At 65.6% G+C, this 18,237-nt stretch carries 17 protein-coding genes; 4 read left to right on the forward strand and 13 right to left on the reverse strand.

From position 1 onward, the window contains the following. Positions 1 to 318 precede the first annotated feature (318 nt). Positions 319 to 807: a CcdC protein domain-containing protein gene (locus ACVOLQ_RS13065; protein ID WP_313171065.1), complete on the forward strand. Its 489-nt coding sequence runs from the start codon at positions 319 to 321 to the stop codon at positions 805 to 807. A 75-nt stretch (positions 808 to 882) separates the two neighbouring features. On the opposite strand, the gene ACVOLQ_RS13070 is transcribed toward ACVOLQ_RS13065, so the two are convergent. The 4 genes from ACVOLQ_RS13070 to ACVOLQ_RS13085 are packed head-to-tail and all read right to left on the reverse strand — an operon-like array spanning position 883 to position 5,471. Continuing rightward, positions 883 to 1,494, reverse strand: a complete 612-nt coding sequence (locus ACVOLQ_RS13070; protein ID WP_481528302.1) for a YbhB/YbcL family Raf kinase inhibitor-like protein — start codon at positions 1,492 to 1,494, stop codon at positions 883 to 885. 13 nt (positions 1,495 to 1,507) lie between these two features. Then, complete coding sequence (locus ACVOLQ_RS13075; RefSeq protein ID WP_481528303.1) at positions 1,508 to 3,577, reverse strand: tetratricopeptide repeat protein; 2,070 nt, start codon at positions 3,575 to 3,577, stop codon at positions 1,508 to 1,510. Positions 3,578 to 3,635: 58 nt separating this feature from the next. Beyond that, positions 3,636 to 4,622: a YheT family hydrolase gene (locus tag ACVOLQ_RS13080; RefSeq protein WP_313493506.1), complete on the reverse strand. Its 987-nt coding sequence runs from the start codon at positions 4,620 to 4,622 to the stop codon at positions 3,636 to 3,638. Between the two features lie 57 nt (positions 4,623 to 4,679). Next, on the reverse strand, positions 4,680 to 5,471 hold the full coding sequence (locus ACVOLQ_RS13085) for a lysophospholipid acyltransferase family protein (protein WP_313173910.1): 792 nt from the start codon (positions 5,469 to 5,471) through the stop codon (positions 4,680 to 4,682). Between the two features lie 199 nt (positions 5,472 to 5,670). Here ACVOLQ_RS13085 and ACVOLQ_RS13090 point away from each other — a divergent pair, with 199 nt between their 5' ends. Next, positions 5,671 to 8,241 carry an EAL domain-containing protein gene (locus tag ACVOLQ_RS13090; RefSeq protein WP_313173909.1) on the forward strand — a complete coding sequence of 857 codons (2,571 nt, stop codon included), beginning with the start codon at positions 5,671 to 5,673 and terminating at the stop codon, positions 8,239 to 8,241. 199 nt (positions 8,242 to 8,440) lie between these two features. Here ACVOLQ_RS13090 and ACVOLQ_RS13095 read toward each other — a convergent pair whose 3' ends face one another. Genes ACVOLQ_RS13095 through ACVOLQ_RS13115 form a run of 5 tightly spaced genes read right to left on the reverse strand, consistent with a single transcriptional unit; the run spans position 8,441 to position 12,575 of the window. Beyond that, a complete protein-coding gene (locus ACVOLQ_RS13095; protein ID WP_303748033.1) occupies positions 8,441 to 8,869 on the reverse strand; it encodes a hotdog fold thioesterase in 429 nt (142 codons plus the stop codon). A gap of 28 nt (positions 8,870 to 8,897) precedes the next feature. Beyond that, complete coding sequence (locus ACVOLQ_RS13100; protein ID WP_481528304.1) at positions 8,898 to 10,877, reverse strand: phospholipase D family protein; 1,980 nt, start codon at positions 10,875 to 10,877, stop codon at positions 8,898 to 8,900. Beyond that, the gene (locus tag ACVOLQ_RS13105; RefSeq protein ID WP_313173927.1) at positions 10,874 to 11,404 is read right to left on the reverse strand and encodes a YceI family protein; all 531 of its coding nucleotides are present in this window, start codon (positions 11,402 to 11,404) and stop codon (positions 10,874 to 10,876) included. The genes ACVOLQ_RS13100 and ACVOLQ_RS13105 overlap by 4 nt, the downstream gene beginning before the upstream one ends. 43 nt (positions 11,405 to 11,447) lie before the next feature. Then, positions 11,448 to 11,924, reverse strand: coding sequence for a SixA phosphatase family protein (locus ACVOLQ_RS13110; RefSeq protein WP_313173906.1), 477 nt, complete (start codon positions 11,922 to 11,924; stop codon positions 11,448 to 11,450). An 18-nt stretch (positions 11,925 to 11,942) separates the two neighbouring features. Further along, positions 11,943 to 12,575 carry a ParA family protein gene (locus ACVOLQ_RS13115; RefSeq protein WP_313173905.1) on the reverse strand — a complete coding sequence of 211 codons (633 nt, stop codon included), beginning with the start codon at positions 12,573 to 12,575 and terminating at the stop codon, positions 11,943 to 11,945. A gap of 133 nt (positions 12,576 to 12,708) precedes the next feature. Between ACVOLQ_RS13115 and ACVOLQ_RS13120 the strand changes: the two genes are divergently transcribed. After that, complete coding sequence (locus ACVOLQ_RS13120; RefSeq protein WP_313173904.1) at positions 12,709 to 14,190, forward strand: AAA family ATPase; 1,482 nt, start codon at positions 12,709 to 12,711, stop codon at positions 14,188 to 14,190. 85 nt (positions 14,191 to 14,275) lie between these two features. After that, positions 14,276 to 14,434 (forward strand): hypothetical protein, encoded by a 159-nt coding sequence (locus ACVOLQ_RS13125; RefSeq protein WP_481528305.1) that lies wholly within the window; start codon positions 14,276 to 14,278, stop codon positions 14,432 to 14,434. A 262-nt stretch (positions 14,435 to 14,696) separates the two neighbouring features. On the opposite strand, the gene ACVOLQ_RS13130 is transcribed toward ACVOLQ_RS13125, so the two are convergent. The 4 genes from ACVOLQ_RS13130 to ACVOLQ_RS13145 form a co-directional block, all read right to left on the reverse strand. Beyond that, positions 14,697 to 15,305 (reverse strand): DUF6630 family protein, encoded by a 609-nt coding sequence (locus tag ACVOLQ_RS13130; protein ID WP_481528306.1) that lies wholly within the window; start codon positions 15,303 to 15,305, stop codon positions 14,697 to 14,699. A 54-nt stretch (positions 15,306 to 15,359) separates the two neighbouring features. Next, the gene (locus tag ACVOLQ_RS13135) at positions 15,360 to 16,097 is read right to left on the reverse strand and encodes a hypothetical protein (protein ID WP_481528307.1); all 738 of its coding nucleotides are present in this window, start codon (positions 16,095 to 16,097) and stop codon (positions 15,360 to 15,362) included. Positions 16,098 to 16,439: 342 nt separating this feature from the next. Continuing rightward, positions 16,440 to 17,354 (reverse strand): AEC family transporter, encoded by a 915-nt coding sequence (locus ACVOLQ_RS13140; RefSeq protein WP_481528308.1) that lies wholly within the window; start codon positions 17,352 to 17,354, stop codon positions 16,440 to 16,442. 106 nt (positions 17,355 to 17,460) lie between these two features. After that, the gene (locus tag ACVOLQ_RS13145) at positions 17,461 to 18,099 is read right to left on the reverse strand and encodes a tetratricopeptide repeat protein (protein ID WP_313173899.1); all 639 of its coding nucleotides are present in this window, start codon (positions 18,097 to 18,099) and stop codon (positions 17,461 to 17,463) included. Between the last annotated feature and the right edge of the window lie 138 nt (positions 18,100 to 18,237).

An 18,237-nucleotide genomic window follows, 5' to 3' on the forward strand; every position in this document is an offset into this window, starting at 1 on the left:
CCTCACACCGAGGCGTCCCCGTCCTGGTCGGCGGCGGCGCCCGTGCCCCGCCCGGGGGGTGGGCGCCGCCCCCGCCGGGCCGGGCCCCCCCGGCCCCGCGCCCCCCACTACGCTCCCTCCCTTGCGTCGCAGGCGCAGGGGAGGGTTGGGGAGGGGTTGGCTTTTGATGCATTGCCGGTAATGCCTCTGCCGAGCATGGCTCGGCACTACAGGTGGGGCTTTACCGGTAAGGCCCTGCCGAGCATGGCTCGGCACTACGGATGTCTGTTTCGTTGTCAGCTTCGCGGCTTACGCCGCTCCTACGTACGGGGACGTTTCATGCCTGCTGCAGTGCCTGTCTACATGCCTTGGTTGATGACGGCCGGTTTCGGCTGGTTGTATTACCGGCGCATCCGTCGCCACTTCGGCTGGCAGCCGTGGCGGCCGGTTCGCAACGCCGTCCGTATCGGCATCCTGTCGTTGGTGGGTGCTGCGCTGGTAGCGGCGGCGATCTACATCCCGCATGTTGCGCTGGGGATTATTGTCGGCGCGATCGCCGGAGTTGGACTGGGCTTGTTCGCACTCAGGCACACGCTGATCAGCTCGCGCGATGGCCGCGTCGGCTACACACCGAATCCCTGGATTGGTGGCGCCTTGGCGGTATTGCTGATGGGGCGTTTGGCCTGGCGTTGGTATGGCGGCGCTTTCAGCCAGGGCATGGGGGCGGGCATGGGCAACGCCAGTCCCTTGACCCTGGCATTGGCGGCGGCCTTGATCAGCTATGGATTCGTGCAGGCGATAGGTTTGGCGATACGCCTGCGCTCTTAGTTGTAGGGCCGAGCGGTGCTCGGCAGGGGCTCTACCGGTAAGGCCCCCTGCCGAGCATGGCTCGGCACTACATGGCTAGGCCAGCGCTTTGTTCAACGTATAGGTGCCGTGCACGGCTGCCTCGGCCATTACGTGGCCCTGCATGGCGCGGTACACGTCGGCGGCGGTGAATGCCCCTTCCACCGGCAGACGCTCCACATCCAGCGCAAACAGACGGAAGAAATAGCGGTGCAGGCGCTCGTCGTTGAATGGCGGGTACGGGCCGTCATAGCCATAGTACGTGCCGCTCATCTGTGCATTGCCGGCAAACCAGCCGGTGTAATCGTTGATACCCTGGCGTGCACCGGCCGGACCGGTCGGCTGCGTCTTGCCATGCGCGGTGAAGCCATCGCTGCAGCTGCCGGCAGCGATCTCGCGCAGCTCGGCAGGAACATCCACCATCACCCAATGCACGAAATCACCACGCGGTTGGTCCAGCGGGATGCTGACGTCGTCGCGGCCCACCAGCTCGGCCACCGTCGGCACATCCGGGTCCACGCAGATCAGCGCGAACGAGCGCGTGCCTGCCGGCACATCACGCCATGCCAGCTGCGGATTACGGTTGCCGGCGAAGCCATGGGCATCACCGGCGGCAAATTCGGCCGCAATCGGCTGCCCATTCTGAAAACTCTGGCTGTCCAGTTTCATGCTTTCTCCTTGCTCAGACTTCGGGATAACCCAGACGCACCGCGACCGGGGTCAGCAGCGCAAACTCCGCCGCCAGCACCTGCGCGTAATGACGCCAATGGCCGGCCGAAATGGTGCCTTGGCCGAGGCTGCGCACCGGCGGGAAACGCAGGCCAAAGGCCTGCTCCAACAGCGCACCCATCGCCTCCGGATCGTTCACCGCGTCGTCGGTACGGATGATCATGTGGGTATACAGCTCCTGCTCGTGCAGCAGTGCCACCTGCGCCAGCGCGCGCGCCAGCCACTGCGCTGCCTCGTTGGACGAGGTCACCGCCAGCGGTGCCGGTGCACCCAGCGCCAGCCACTCCACCAGCATGTCGCGCGGGTCACGCAGGGCGATGACCAGGCGGCCTTCCGGCAATTGCGGGCGCAGCGCCCACAGCAGCGCGTTGTCCCACCACAGCAGCCAGTCGATCACGTTGCCGTCTTCGATGCCGCGTGCCGGCAGCGCCTCACGCCACTGCTGCACCAGCTGTTCCGGCGTCAGTGCGTCGGTTGCCAGCCGCTGCAGGGTCAGGAAGTTCTGGAACGCATCATTGGGCGGGGTCGGTCCGAAGCGGTCAGCGCGCAATACACGGCTGCCTGCCGCCATCACCGTTGCCACCCGCTCCACGCCCGAACCCGGTGCGCCCCACAGGAACATCGGCCTGATCGGGTTGTCACCCGCCACCTCACCCATCGCCGGCCATTCGGCCGGTGCCCGCGCCTGCTGCGGCAGCGGCACACGGTTGGGTGCCATCTCTTCATGCAGGCGCAACCAGGTAGCCACTGCGCCGGCATGATCACCCGCGCGGTCCTGGATGGCACCCAGCCAGCTGCGCACACTCGCACGCGCCTGTTCCGGGGCGTTGTCCACCAGCTGCTGCACATGCGCGATCGCCGCACTCGGCTCACGCTGCAGCAGGGCTTCGACAATGCGCCGTTCGCCACTGACCCGACCCGGCTCCAGGGCGACGATGTGATGGGCCACGGCCTCGGCCTCCTCGGCCTGGTCGTTCATGTCATGCAGGCTCATCCGCGCTTCCAGCGCTGGCAGGTGCTCCGGCATCGCCGCCAGCCAGCGTTCGACCACGTCGACCGCCTCCTCGCTGCCGACCTGGGCCACGGCCAGCCGTGCCATCCACAGGTCATGCAGCTGCGGCTGCGCCTGCACGGCGGCTTCCAGCTCGTTGCGCGCTTCTTCCTCGCGGCCCAGGCGCTGCCAGGCCATCAGCAACATCTGCAGCGTCGGGCGATCACCTGGCACCTGCTGCAGCAACGGCAGCAGATGCTCCAGCGCCTGCAGCGGCTGGCCCGAGGCCAGCTCCAGCTCACCGGCCAGGCGGCGCATGCCCGGGGTATTGCCCTGCGGCGTGGCCAGTACCTCGCGCATCATCTCGGCCGCGCGGTCCAGGTGCCCCTGGCGCAAGGCCAACTGCACCACCAGGCCACGCAGCGCGTGGTTGCTCGGGTTCAGTTCGATCACGCGACGGAACGCCTGCTCGGCAAAGGCCAGCATGTCCTTGCCCAGATAGGCGAAGCCCAATGCGTACAACACGCGGACATCACCCGGCAGACGGCTGCTGGCGGCCGACAGGATGGCCAGCGCGCGGTCGGCGTCGCCGCGCCGCAACGCAACCATGCCTTCAATCGCGCCCAGTTCGGGGCTGTCCGGATCGACACGGGCAGCCAAGCGCCCGAGCCGGTCGGCCTCGTCGATATCGTCACGGCCCAAGGCCAGGTGCGCCTGCATCAGGTAGGCGGAGAACTCGTTGGGGTTCAGCGCGGTGCTGCGGTCCAGTGCCTGACCGGCAGCGTCGATCTGACGCTGTGCCAGCAGCAGGCCGGCATGTTGCAGATGCAGGGCGGCATCGTCCGGGGCCAGGCTCAGTGCCTGCTCCAGGCTGGCCTGGGCCGGCTCCAGCTGCTCATCCTGCTGCAGGGCCAGCGCCAGCCAGCGGTGGGCCTGGGCCTGCTGCGGTTCCGCGCCAACCCATGCCTGGGCCAGGGTCACGGCCTCGTCGGTGGCATTACGGCGCAGGGCTTCAATGATCTTGTCTTGCATGGCGGTCCAGCGTGAGCGCAAACCTGCATTGTAGCGGCCCCGGCCGCGCCCGCCGGGTTCAGCCGACGGCGGCAGCCAGATGCTGCGCCACCCAGCGCTCGGAGAAGCCATCACCACGCAGGTTCTCGATGAAACCGCAGTGGCCGCCCCAGCGCGCGATCTCCAGATGCGCGTCGGCCGGCAACTGCCAGTGGTCGAAGGTGGTGAACGGAATCACCGGGTCGTCGGCGGCCATCAGTATGTCGGCCGGCACCTGCAGCCCGGCCAACTTGCTGCCGGCGATCGAGTAACCGTCGAAGTACTCCTGCAACGAGCCGAAGTCGGTATGCCGGTCCACCAGCCAACCGGTCAGCGCGCGGATATCGAGCTTCAGCACGCTGTCATCGCAGTCGGCCAGCTCCGGGAACAACGCGCGCTTGCGCCGCAGCGAGCCGGTCCATTTGCGGCGGAAATACCAGTCGTACATCACCGGACCGCGCTCGATGCTGTCCATGGTGATGCCCGGATCCAGCACCGGGCATACCGAGGCCACGTGCCGCAGCGGCACCCCGGCCGCTGGCGCATGCAAGGCCAGCCGCAATACGAAATTGCCACCCAGCGAATAGCCCGCCGCCACCATCGGCAGGTCGGCAAAGCGCTGCGCCACATCACCGGCGGCATTGACCACTTCGTCGATACGACACGAATGGAAGATGCCCGGATTGAGGTGGTGGGTGTTGCCGTGATCGCGGAAGTTCAGCCGCACCACGTCAAAGCCCTGCTCCAGCAGACGTACGGCGGTCATCCGCATGTAGCTGGATTCGGCGCTGCCCTCCCAGCCATGCAGCAGCAACGCCAGCGCCTTGGGTGGCATGCCCGGCAGCCGGCTGTGCCAGGCCTGCAGGCGCACACCGTCGCCGCCATCGAGCATCAGTTCCTGGGTCAGCGCACCGGTGCCGGCCAGCAGTTGTTTGCCGCGCCGCAGCCGCACCCGGCTGGATGCCAGCATCGACTGCAGGTGCGGGTTCCGCAGCCAGCGCGGTGGCTGGTAATTGCAGGCGCTCAGCATGGCCGACCCGGTTGGCGAGGACTGCCCAACGCTGTGGTGGCCGCGGTACGCACCTTATGGCCCTTCCATCACCGCCACGATGCGCGCGCGCGAGGTTTCGGCAATGCGCCGGCGACCTTCCAGATCCTGGCTGCCGATCGGCTCCAGGAAATGCACCTCACCACGCCGTGCCGGCTCACCCAGCAGACGCAGGAAGTTGCCGGCGAAGCTCTCGCCCGGCGCGAACGCCACCGTGGTCTGCGCATCACCGCGCACGCCATAACGCAGCGCGATCGGCTGCACCGGCACGCCGGCTTCCACCGCCGCCTGGAAGATGCGCGCATGGAACGGACCCACCTCGGTGCCGCCACGGGTGCGCCCTTCCGGGAACACCGCCACCGGCCGCTGTTCCTGCAGGCGCTTGACCATCTCTTCCATCACCCCGCCCAGCGACTCGGTGTTGCCGCGCTGGTGGAAGATGGTGTGGCCACGGCTGGCGACCCAGCCGACCACCGGCCAGCCGGCGATCTCGCGCTTGGCGACGAAGCCGACCATCTTCTGGCTGTGGATCACGCAGATGTCGACCCACCCCACGTGGTTGGCCACAAACAGCACCGCGCCCGGCAAGGGCTGGCCGTAACGCTGCAGGCGGAAGCCGAAGATCCACATCAAACCGCCCGACCACCAGCGCACCACCCGCTCTTCCAGCGGGTTGCTGGCGGGGCCGATGCGCCCCAACGGCTGCGTCATCAGCAGCAGGATCAGCGGCAGGAACAGGACAATGTGAACCAGGAGCAGCGGGACGCGGTACAGGTAACGGAACACGCGGGCCACACCGCCCTGGCGGGCGGGACGGGGGGAAGTCATCCCCGCACGATACCGGATGCGGTCCGGCTTCCGCCAGCACGGCAGCCGCCCCGACAGGCTTTGCCGGAGGCGCATCCAAAAGGTGCGCCGTGCCACACTATCGACAGGAAGTACCGGCCAGCCCACCGAATCGGGGTACGCCGGCACCTTTCCCGGCATGAAGTGTGTACAACAACACTATCGTTCAGGGGAGCGCATGATGGACCGGCAGCTGCTGTCATCGACAGAAGACATGCTGCATTTGTTCTCGGCGGCATTGGAGCAGATCGGCAACGGCGTGATTCTGTTCGACGACACCAACACCATTCTGTACGTCAACCATGCCATGGAGGACATCTCCGGCTGGTCCCGCACCGAGCTGCAAGGCAAGAACCTGGGCACGCTGGCGCCCGCCAGCATGCGCGAGCGTTACAACACCCGCCTGTATCCCGGCAGCAGCAACCGCGTGCAGGAGCTGGCTGCCAATCCGCACGACATCCAGATGATCCGCAAGGACGACGTTCCCTGCTGGATCAGCGTCACCTTGTCGCAGATCGCCGACAATGGCCGCAGCATCCATCTGGCACTGGTGCACGATGTCACCGCCCGGCGGCTGGCGCAGGCGCGCGAGCGCTTGCTGTCGCTGGGTTTTGATGAAACCCAGAGCGCGGTGCTGATCACCGATGCCGAAGGCCGCATCGTGCATTTGAACAAGGGCTTCCGGCGTCTGTTCGGCTTCCTCGACAGCGAGGCGATGGGCCAGTACGTGCCGGCGCTGCTGGCACCGGACAGTTATTCGCCCGAGCAGATAGGCGCTTACCTCGCACGCCTGCTGGCCGGGCAGCCTATCCGCGCCGACGAGCGGCTTTACCGCAAGAACGGGCAGCCATTGTGGTGCTCGGTCAGCACCAATCCCATCTTCGATGACTACGGCACGCTGGTGAACCTGGTCATCGTGCTGATGGACATCACCCGCACCAAGGTGCACGAAGTCCTGCAGCACAAGATGCTCGACGCGATGGTGCGCGAGGTACCCACCGCCGAAGTGATGCAGATGATGTGCCTGGAGGTGGAGAAGATCGCCCCGCAGGTGCTGTGCTCGGTGCTGCGGGTGGAGGACGGACGGCTGCGCCACCTGGCGGCACCCAGCCTGCCCGATGCCTATACCCGGCTGGTGGACGGCGTACCGGTGGCACCGAAGACCGGCAGCTGTGGCACCGCCGCGCATACCGGCCAGACCGTGATCAGCCGCGACATCGCCACCGACCCCAACTGGGAGGGCATCAGCCACCTGGCCCTGCAGCATGGCCTGGCCGCCTGCTGGTCCACCCCGATCAAGGCCAACGATGGCCGCGTGCTCGGCACCTTCGCCTTCTACTACCGCCAGCCCTACGATCCGGACAGCTTCCATCACCGTCTGGTCGAGGTCATCGTGCACCTGTGCGCGCTGGCGCTCGAACGCGAGGAAGCCCGCAACCGGATCCGCCGGCTCGCGTTCTACGACGACCTCACCGGCCTGCCCAACCGCAGTCTGCTGCACGCACAGGCCGACCAGGCCATCACCGCGGCCAGCCATCAAGGGCAGTCATTGGCGGTGATGTTCATCGACCTGGACCGCTTCAAGCAGATCAACGATTCCTTCGGCCACCCTGGCGGCGACGAGCTGCTGCGCACGGTGGCGCGGCGCCTGCAGGAAGAGACCGGGCCGATGGACATCGTCGGCCGGCTCTCCGGCGACGAGTTCGTGGTGGTCCTCAACCGCTGCGACGTGGCCACGGCCAGCGAGCGCAGCGAACGCATCCTGCGTACCCTCGGGCTGCCCTTGCCACTGGGCGACATGGAGATCCGCCCGTCGGCCAGCATCGGCATCAGCATCTTTCCGCATGACGGTGGCGACATGGATTCGCTGCTGCACCATGCCGATGTCGCCATGTACCAGGCCAAGCACAACGGCCGCAACCGCGTGCGTTTCTACAGCAGTGAGATGGACGAATGCGCGCAGGAACGCATGGCGCTGGAGGCAGCGCTGCGCGAGGCCCTGGAGCAGGGCCAGCTGCAACTGCATTACCAGCCACAGATCGACATCCACAGCGGCCAACTGCACAGCGTGGAAGCGCTGGCGCGCTGGCAGCATCCGCGCCTGGGCAGCGTGCCGCCGATCCGTTTCATCCCCCTCGCCGAGGAAGCCGGGCTGATCGGCGATCTCGGCCAATGGGCATTGCGCGAGGCCTGCCGACAACTGCGCCGCTGGCGCCAGGAAGGCCTGGACGTACCGTCGGTGTCGGTGAACCTGTCACCGACCAACTTCCACAGCGCGGCGCTGCCGGACTGCATCAGCCAGATCCTGCAGCAGGAGTCACTGAGCGCGGGTGACCTGACCCTGGAGATCACCGAAGACGTATTGCTGGACGGCGACCCGATCACCCTGCAGACGCTACGCCAGGTGCATGCACTGGGCGTGCGGCTGTCGATGGACGACTTCGGCACCGGCTATTCCAGCCTGAGCTATCTGCGCCAGCTACCGATCAGCGAACTCAAGCTGGACCGCAGCTTCGTCCATGGCATCGAGGGCGACAAGGTGGCCAGCGCGCTGACCCAGGCCATCGCCCACATCGGCCAGAGCCTGCAGCTGAAGGTGGTCGCCGAAGGCGTTGAAAGTCTGGAGCAGCTGCGCCTGCTGGGCGCGCAGGGTTACGAGATCGCACAGGGATTTCACTTCACCCCTGCCCTGCCGGCACCGGCCTTGGCCGATTGGGTGCGCGCGCACCTGCCGGTGGCGATGGTGGTTTAGCGGGTGCTTGCCGGGGCGGGAACGGCGACAACGACAAAAGCTACCCCTCCCCAGCCCTCCCCTTCGCTGCGCGAAAGGGAGGGGGTAAAGCTGCGCCACCTCCCTTTGCCGCAGGCAAGGGGAGGGTTGGGGAGGGGTGCTTTTCAGCTCTTGGCTCTTGGCTCTTGGCTCTTGGCTCTTGACCCTGAACGCCAACCACTCACCCAACCGCGACAACCGCCAAGGTCAGCCGCGAAATGCACACCGGCTTGCCGGCCTCGTCCTCGATGCGGATCTCCCACACCTGGGTGGTGCGCCCCACATGCAGCGCGCGTGCGGTACCGGTAACCACGCCGCTGCGCGCCGCGCGCAGATGGTTGGCGTTGATTTCCAGGCCGACACACACCTGCTGGGTCGGGTCCACGCACAGGTTGCCGGCACTGCTGCCCAGCGTCTCCGCCAGTACCACCGAAGCACCGCCATGCAGCAACCCATACGGCTGCTTGGTGCGCGCGTCCACCGGCATGGTGGCCTGCAGCCAATCATCACCAGCGGCGGTGAAAACAATGCCCAGATGATCGATCAGCGTGTTGCGGCTCAACTCATTGACCAGCTTCAGGTCAACCGGCGCGCGGAATACTTGGCTCATTGCAGCTACCTGTTGGGGAATGGAAGGCTCAGAGGATGGGGACCAGCCCGGCACCAAAGGCGGTCAGCATGCGCACCAGCACCCACTTGGGGCCGACATTCACTTCCGGGAAGTCGCCGACTGCGGTGTAACAGCTGTGGAAACGCGGGTCCTGCCGGGGCAACGGCTGCGGGCATTCCGGGCCCGGCTTGAAGGCGTAATCGGTGGCATAGCGCCAGGGCCAGAAATCCAGGATAGGCAGTGCCTCGGAGGCCTTGCCGAGGCTGTAGTTCAGGCCCGACAGCACCGGCGGCTTTTCGCGCGGCGCCACCACCCAGGAATTGTCCGGATGCGTGTCACGCAGGATGCTCTGCGCCAACTGCTCGGCGAAGGCGGGATCGTCGATGATCACCGCGCCCTCGGTGTTGTAGTTCTCGCTGCGCGGATCGAAGTTGTGGGTACCGATCACGCCGATCCGGCGGTCCACCACCAGCGACTTGGCGTGCAGGCCCATGCGCGCGCCGCGGCGGGTCACCGGCAGCGGTCGGTTGACCGCGCGCGTGCCCAGGAAGGAGGGGCGGGTTTCGGTGCGCAGCACCTCGCGCTCGACCTCGCTGCCGTCGGCACTGAGCCGGCGGCCGGAACCGCTGCCGCGCACATTGCTGCCCGCCGCGCTGCCACCGATCACCCGGCTGCGTGCTGGCGCCGGCGCTACCGGCTCACCGTCCAGCGGCGCTGGCAGCAGCTGCGCATAGTCGATCGGTGCATCCAGCGGGAACGGCTTGTACTCGTAGATGTTGAAACCCAGCTCGCGCAGGTTGCGGCGTTTGTACTTGTACGACAGCGCATAGACGATGGGGTTGTCGGTCGCAGCCAGGCTGTTGGTCGATACCACCACGCGCGGCGGCACTTCGCGCTTGCGCAGGTTCCTGAACAACTCCTGCGCGGGCTTGGACAGCACCAGGTACGGCGTCTGCAGCAGCACCTCGGTCCGCGCCTGCGCGATCAGCGCATCCAGCTTCGGCTCGGTCACATGCTGGCCGTTGAGTGGCTGCGCCTCGCGTTCACGGCGATGCTTGCGCGGCATGTCGGCGACATAACTGACGGTGCTTACCGGCAGCGCGGTATCGACAAATGCCTGCTCGATGAAATCGGGGTCCGATGCCTCGGCATCCACCCGTGCGATCCGCTCGGGGCGGCGGAACGCAGCCTCCGGCATGGCCGGCACGCCCTCGTTCAACAGGGTCTTGCCGACATCGTTCAGGCGCTCGGCCGGGACGCTGCGACGCGCCACCCAGAAGGCCTGGAAGTTGGCCGCCATCTCGCGCGCCTCCGGCCCGGCCACCACCACGTCGCGGTCGCGGAAGTTGTACTCGCTGTCCCAGTCGTAATAGTCGTCCTGGTAGTTGCGGCCACCGACCACGCCGATCACATCGTCGATCACCAGCAGCTTGTTGTGCATGCGCTGGTTGAAGCGGCGGAAGCAGCACAGCACGCTGCCGGCATAGTCGAAGTAATTGAGCTTGGCCTTGCCGAACGCCGGGTTGTAGACGCGCAGCTCGAAATTGGCATGCGCGCCGGACAGCGCGCCCAGCATCTGCAGGTCGGAGATCGCCGAGAGCTGGTCGATCAGCACACGTACCTTGACCCCGCGCCGGGCGGCGGCCAGCAGTTCGTCGATCACCATCCGTGCACTGTCGTCGGTGTCGAAGATATAGGTCTGCAGGTCCACGCTGCGGGTAGCGCTGCGGATCAGGTTCAAGCGCGCGATCAGCGACAGTTCGCCTTCATCGAGGATGGTGGCGTAGTGGCGCGGGGCCTGTGCGGTGGACTCGGCGATGGCCTTGCCACCGAGTGCCCGCAACGGCGAGTCCAGCGCACAGCGGTCGGGCTGGTCACAGGCCACTTCGGTGGAACGGGCAGCCACGGCAATGCCTTCGGCACGCTCACGCTGCTGATTGGACAGCGAAGCACAACCGCTGGCCAGCAGCAGCGCCAGCACCGGCAGGATACGGAGGACAGCTTTCACTTTTTGGGGGCGCCAACCAGGCGTGTACGCAGTACGAATATCACTCGATCACTCAGGGCCATCTGCCAGCTGTCCATGCCATATCGGCCACGCAGGATGGTACCGCGGCTGACCAGATCGCAATCATAGCCGGGCCGTGCGCATTCAGGTTTTGCCAGATGCATCACCTCGGGCCGGCTGATACCGCGGATCGACAGCCGCCCTGGCACGTCGCCACCGGTTTCACTCAATTGCGGTGCATAGGGGTCCGAATCGAACTCCACCACCGGGTAACGCGCCGCATCAAAGAAGTCCTCGCCGCGGATCCAGCCGGTGTAGCGCGGCCGGTCGGGGATTTCCACGTATTCGGTATACATGCGCAGCCGCACCTGGTGGCGGCCATCGGGCAACACGGTGATCCAGCCTTCGAAACGCGGGAACACCCCCTCCACCTTCTGCCCGAAGCGGGTACGTATCTCAAAACCAAAGCGGGAGTGCGCCGTGTCGAAATGCAGTGGCTCGGCCGCAAGGACCGAGCCGCTCAGCATCAACAGAATCAGCAGCAGCCCATACCGCGCCGCCGCCATGGGCTCAGGGCCACCAGAATTCGGTCAGCCGGGCAATGCCCGGTTCTATCGCCGCCTCCATCGGCAGGGACAGCACCGCCACCGATGCCGGCGGCATGCCACGGTAGTCGCCGGACTGGCCGCTGTGCATCAACGCCACCAGCTGCTCCAGCCCCGGGTTGTGGCCGACCACCAGCAGGCGCTCTACTTCCTTGTGTTCGTCCAGCAGCGCCGCCAGGGTGCCTGGCGCGGCCTCGTAGATACGTTCTTCCAGCCGCTGCTCGACGTAGCCGGTGCGCTCCAGCACCGCCTCCAGGGTCTCGCGGGTGCGCCGCGCCGGCGAGCACAGCACCCGGTCCGGCACCAACTTGTGTTCCTGTAACCAACGGCCGGCCGCCTCGGCCTCGGCCAGGCCATGCGGTGAGAGGGGCCGGTCGATATCGGCCTGGCCATTGGCCGCCGGTTCGGCATGGGCATGTCGCAGCAGGATCAATTCACGCATGGTCGGGTAATACTCCTGTCAGACCTTGTTCAACCACTTGAGTAGCGGCTCCCAGTCCTGCTGGTGCTCGCGTACCTGTGCAGAGTGATAGTCGAACAGGCTGCGCCCAAGCCCGACCATCACCACATAACTCTGGCTGTCGCGCAGCTGCGCGACCACTTCATACGGCCATTGCGCCAGCATCTGCCGGGCCTGCTGCGAGGTCTGCGTCCACGGCTTGGTGCGGTTGAGCACCAGGCCCACCGGCACCGCCCGCGAATGGATGCGCTTGATCTTTGACAGGCTGTTGAGGAAGCCGACGATGGCCTCGATATCCAGCGCCGAGGGCAGCACCGGCACCACCACCGCATCGGCGGTGTCGATGAAACGCTCCAGATCCTCGCCGTAGGCCCCGGCCGGGGCATCGATGATGACCTGCTCGGCGCCATCGGGAATGAGCTTTTCCCAGTTCTTCTTGCGGTGCACGTCCACCGGCAGCACCGCGCTCTCCAGGCTGGAGCGGCGTTGCGCCCAGCGGGTGCTGGAGCCCTGCGGGTCGGCATCGGCGATCACCGTTGCCTGGCCGGACAGGGCCGAGTGTGCGGCCAGATGGGTAGCGATGGTGGTCTTGCCGACGCCGCCTTTGGAGCCGGCTACCAGAATCGTCTTCATGCACGCCTCGTTTTCGCGGGACTTGCCCGCAGCGTACACCGGCCCGCGTTACCAAAGGTAGTCATCCGGTGAGGAAGCAGCCCCGGCATGGCCTGCGGCTTGCTATCGTGTCGCCCCCGGCATTGGAACCACCATGAGCGAGCTGCAGGACCTGACCGCACTGATCCGTGCCAACACCGCGCTGATCGTCATTGAAACGCAGGACGAGACCCGTATCGTGGGCCTGTTCCGCGAGGCCTTGATGCACGTGTGGCGCTCGTTGTACCGCTGGTCCATCACCGAGGGCCTGCGCCGCATCGACATGGACCGCGAGGACGAGGCGGTCGGCCCACCCGACGCCAGCGCCGCCCTGCGCATGATCCAGGAGGCCGACCAGCGCGGCATCTACCTGCTGCTCGATTTCCACCCCTACCTGGGCTACGCCAGCCACCAGCGGCTGCTGCGCGACATCATCCAGCGCCGCCACAGCCAGCCCCACGTGGTGGTGCTGGTCGGCGCCAAGGTGGAGCTGCCGGCCGAACTGGAAGCACTGGCGACCCGCTTCAATCCCCGCCTGCCCGACGCCAACGCGCTGCTGAAGATGCTGCGCGAGGAGGCGACCAGCTATGCCCAGGAGAACGGCGGGCGACGGGTCGAGGTGGACCAGGAGGCGGTGCAGCAGATCCTGCGCAACCTGCGCGGGTTGAGCATGACCGACGCCCGCCGCATCGCCCGCCAGCTGATCTATGCCGACGGCGCGCTGCAGGCCGATGACCTGCCGCAACTGGCCAAGCTCAAGTTCGAGCTGCTCAACCGCAGCGGCCACCTGCATTACGAATACGATTCGGCCCGTTTCAGCGACGTGGCCGGCGCGCGCCGGCTCAAGCGCTGGATCGAGCAACGCCGCGCGGTCTTCGTCTCCGGCAACGTCCCGCCCGGGCTGGATCCGCCCAAGGGCATGCTGCTGCTCGGCGTGCAGGGCTGCGGCAAGTCGATGTTGGCCAAGGCCACCGCCGCCGGCTTCGGCGTGCCGCTGCTGCGGCTGGATTTCGGCACCCTGTACAACAAGTACCACGGCGAGACCGAGAAGAACCTGCGCGACGCGCTGGCCTCGGCCGAGCAGCTGGCGCCCTGCGTATTGTGGATAGACGAAGTCGAGAAGGGCCTGGCCAGTGGTGGCGAGGACGGCGGCGTGTCGCGGCGCGTGCTCGGCTACCTGCTGACCTGGATGGCCGAGCGCAAGGCCCCGGTATTCATCGTCGCTACCGCCAACCAGGTGCAGGAGCTGCCGGCCGAACTGCTGCGCAAGGGCCGCTTCGACGAAATCTTCTTCGTCGACCTGCCCTCGCCTGACACCCGCGTCGAACTGCTGCACCTGCACCTGGCCCGCCGCCAACTGCAGCCGGATCTGTTTGCGCTGCCGGCGCTGGCAGCGGCCAGCGATGGCTTCTCCGGTGCCGAGATCGAGCAGGCGGTGGTCGCCGGCCTGTATGCCGCCCATGCGGAGAACAAGCCGCTGGACACCGACCTGCTGATGACCGAGATCCGCAACACCCGACCGCTGTCGGTACTGATGGCCGAGCAGGTGCAGTCGCTGCGCGACTGGGCACGCGAACGCACCGTGCCGGCGGATTGAAGCCAACCAAAGACTCAAACGCTGTCGTAGCCCGGGTAAGCGCCAGCGCACCCGGGGAAGCTAACACGTGCGTAGATGGCGAAACGTGCAAGGCGCCAAAGTCACTGGTATCCATACACGTGCCGCGCTGCGTGCCACCCGGTTTCCCGGGTGCGCTGCGTTTACCCGGGCTACGGTACTGATGGCCGAGCAGGTGCAGTCGCTGCGCGACTGGGCACGCGAACGCACCGTGCCGGCGGATTGAAGCCGACCAAAGACTCAAACGCTGTCGTAGCCCAGGTAAGCGCCAGCGCACCCAGGAGCACAGTGCTGTATTCGACAACGCGAGACCCGAGACCTGTTGATACCCGCAAACGCATTGCGTTGAATCAACGGAGTCCAGCTACTCGCGGCCAGAAGCAATCACACGGCTAGATCGTCAAAATTTCTCATCGCGTTGACTCGTCGAGGAGTTTTGCGTCACTGCTGACAAGCAAACCTTGCGTATGACCGATGAAAACGAAACTTCACGCCGGCCCAGCACCGTAGTAGGGCTCAGAATCCTTGAGGGTAAACAAGTCCATTCCTGCATCTCTAGCGAGACGCTCAGCCAAAATCGCGTCCTTCAGCTCTACCGGAAATGCCAGCGCATTGTCTCCGCCTGTATTGACGTGCCACATCTGGTAGCCGCGGAGAGAAAGCCACTCCTCCAGCGCCCGAAACGCCGCAGGGATCGATCTATCTCCACCGTCGGCGCCCCAATGCCAACGGTCCGGAATTTCAAGTGTTTCGAGAATCCGATTGACTATCCAATCGACTTCGCTGCTGTCGTTCCAGTCCAGGTAGATAGAGAGGGTGTGGCCAACGCCCAAGCTCGTACCGCTTAGGAACGCCATGTCTGCTTCATCCCACGGCTCGAAGGCTTGTATCGCCCGCTCAGCGATGGCGCTGGCACGCTCTGTATCCAGTCTCGCCGCGAGCAATTCAATGAGCTTTCGAAGAGACGCGACCTGCAACTCGCTGAGAGCCCTTTCTTCACCGAAATCCGCCACAGCGCACGGCACTTCCGTGCCATACCTCGGAGCCCGCCCTTCGCCCTGAAGTGCATTCATCATCCGTGAGAGAAGCTTTTTCATGCGTGTACTCCGAGATTGAACAGAGCTTGAGGCTGCTGATCAGGGCGTCGCAAACTAAGGCTGCCAATCAACTGGCGGGGTTGCTGGTACGCCATAGGTGGCAAGCAAGCGACGCATCGCCGGCAGCTCGCCCTGTTCTGCAAGCCAACGGGTGTACTCGGCTGGACTTACCTTGATGCTCTTTCTGGTTTCATCACCAATTATCTCGGTCGCTCCCGTCGCGATCCACTGCAGCTCGCGCTTGCGCGCCGACCATGATGCCTTCGCCGGCCCTTGCTCCAGCTCTGCCATACGCGAAGCCCCATAGCCGGCGACCAACAGCGAGCTGCTGTTGGCCATCACATTGAACAGGTGTCGGCATTGCTCTCGCTTGACCGCGTCAGGCACGGACTTGGGGCAAGTTTCCATCACCTGCTTCAAATCCGCCGGAAAATGCATCGCAGCGATACTGAACAAGGTGACGGTGCGCTCCTGCTCAAGATAGCTGCCGCTGTTGTGGCGCTCCCACTCAGCGGCCTGCGCCGGATCGGTCAGCGGCCAGGGGTAGTCACGCGTGGCCACATCCATGACGCCGATCAAAGTTGCCGCGGGGTCACGGTATCGCGATGCTTTTGCCACACGCTGCCAGGCGCGCTCCGCCTCGATCGGATCCTTGCGCTGCTCGGCCAAGTGCATCAACAGCAGCTGGCTTCCAGCATCTTCCGCATCCGCGGTCGCGAGCGTGACGCGTGCCTGCTCCACATCGCACTCATCAACCCGGATGCAGCGGGTAACCGCAGCAGCGGCGATCACTGGATCCTCGCTGCCGGTGCGTATCGCGCGCATCAACCAAGTGTCAGCCTCCGGCGAGTAGCTGGTTTTCCCACGTGCCAGATCCAGACTCATCGGTGCCAGCAGCCATGCTGCATACAGCTTGCGCGGCTGGCCGCTTGCAGCGAGCTCCCTCCCAAACTGCAACCGTAGGGCATTGCTCGCTTCGATCTGCGCGAGCATATGCTCCGGAGTGGCTTCAGCTTTTGCCGGTTGCGCAACCGCGCCAGCCGTTGCCGCCATCAAGGCCAAGTGAGTGAACATCAACCAAGGTTTACGCATCCTGCTTTCCTCGTTGTGGGTCGTCCAAGCTTACATATTGACTTAAACCACCCGATCCAATACCCAGACCCAGGCCGGTAGCGTGACCAGCGACAACACAATGCCATAACCCACCATCGCCGCTGCCAATCGCGGCGCCAATCGATGCGAAATGGCCAGGGCGGCGGCGGTGATCATGGTCGGCATCGCCGTTTCCAGCACGTTGACCCGCAGCATCTCGCCTTGCAGACCGAACGCCCATGACAGGGGCAGCGCCGCTGCCGGCAGCACGATCAATTTCAGCAGCAGGCCTATGCCCAGCGGTGCGAGTTCAGCGCGCGAAAGCCGTAACTGGATGGTCAGGCCCACGGCCAGCATCACCAGCGGTAGCATGGCGTCGGATACATTCTTCAACGCACCGGCAATCCACGTCGGCGGAGACGCCGGCATCACCAGCAAGGCAAAGATCAGCGCCCACAGCGGTGGGAAGCGCGCGATGCGCAGCAGGATCTGGCGGGTGCTGGGCGGGGTGTCGCCGCTGTAGCGGGCCAGCACATACAGGCCAAAGGTGGACAGCATCACGAAGGTGCCAAACTGGTCGTAGACCACCGCATACGGCAAAGCATGGTCACCCAACAGCGCGCGTACCATCGGGTAGCCGATGAAGCTGGAATTGCACAACGCCACGCACAGCAGCAGCACCGCATGCACCTGCCGATCGAAGCCAAGCAGGCGCGTAGCCAGGCTTACCAGCGCCAACGTCAGCAGCATCAGCAACCAGGGCGTCAGCATGATGCCGATCAACGAGGCATCCAGCTGCAGGCGCGGCACATAGGTCAGCACCGCGGCAGGCAGGCAGATGTACAGCACCACCTTGTTGAGCACGTCGGCGGCGTTGTCCGGGAACACCCGCAGGCGGGCGAACAACATGCCCAGGGCGAGCATGGCCAGGATCAGTGCGAAAGCGTCGATTGCCATGATGCGAGCATGCCTCGCGCCGCCCCCCGACGGGAATCAGCGCTGGCTCAAAACCTCCTGCTGCAGTGCCGGCACACGGTACGGGCACTGCATCGCAGCTGCTCCCTTACGGCCAGGCCGGCGGATTGGCCGCCCACGCCTGCTGTACCTGGGCCAGCTGTGTGCGCTCGGCATCACTCCAGGAAGGCAGCAGCTGCGGGTAAGCCGCCGCTTCACTCCATTGTCCCGGTTCCGTGCGCACGGCGGCCGCATACCAGGCCACGGCCTCGTCCTTGCGGTTCAAGCTCCACAATGCCAATGCCAGCGTCGGCGGCAGCCATGACGGATTGCCGCGCGTGCCCTCGGCGACCTTGGTCCAGTGAGCCAGCGCTTCCTCGGGGTTGCCTTTGCGGTACAGATCCCAGCCTTGGTTCCAGCGCAGACTGCGCGCCTGCACGGAGTTGTCTGCGACGGCGGCCAAGGCCTCCTGGTACAGCTTGGCACCCAGTTCCTCGCGACCATCACGGTAGGCGATGCTGGCCAGCTGGGCGGTGGCTTCCACGCCCTTGCGGCCACGCTCACGCAGCTTCATCAGCTGATCCACCGCATCTGCCTGTTCAGGTGGCACGACCTGAATCGGCTTGGCGGCCACGTCATCGTCGAAATAGAACTCGTTGATCTTCGGCAGGCTCTGCGCCTGCACATTTGAAAACAGCAACGCCGCCAGCACCACTACGCCAGCGACCACGCGCCTTGTAACCCCCATGACTGCAATCCCCATCGAACAGTTATCCCCCACCCGGCCCCGATCCTAACCGCTCCGGGCGCTACGCGCGACAGGGTTACAGGGTGATGAAAGCCCCACTGCTACAATCCGCGGCTGCCACCGGCCCCGCCGGCTGGC

This window comes from Stenotrophomonas sp. STEN031 (assembly GCF_056759975.1).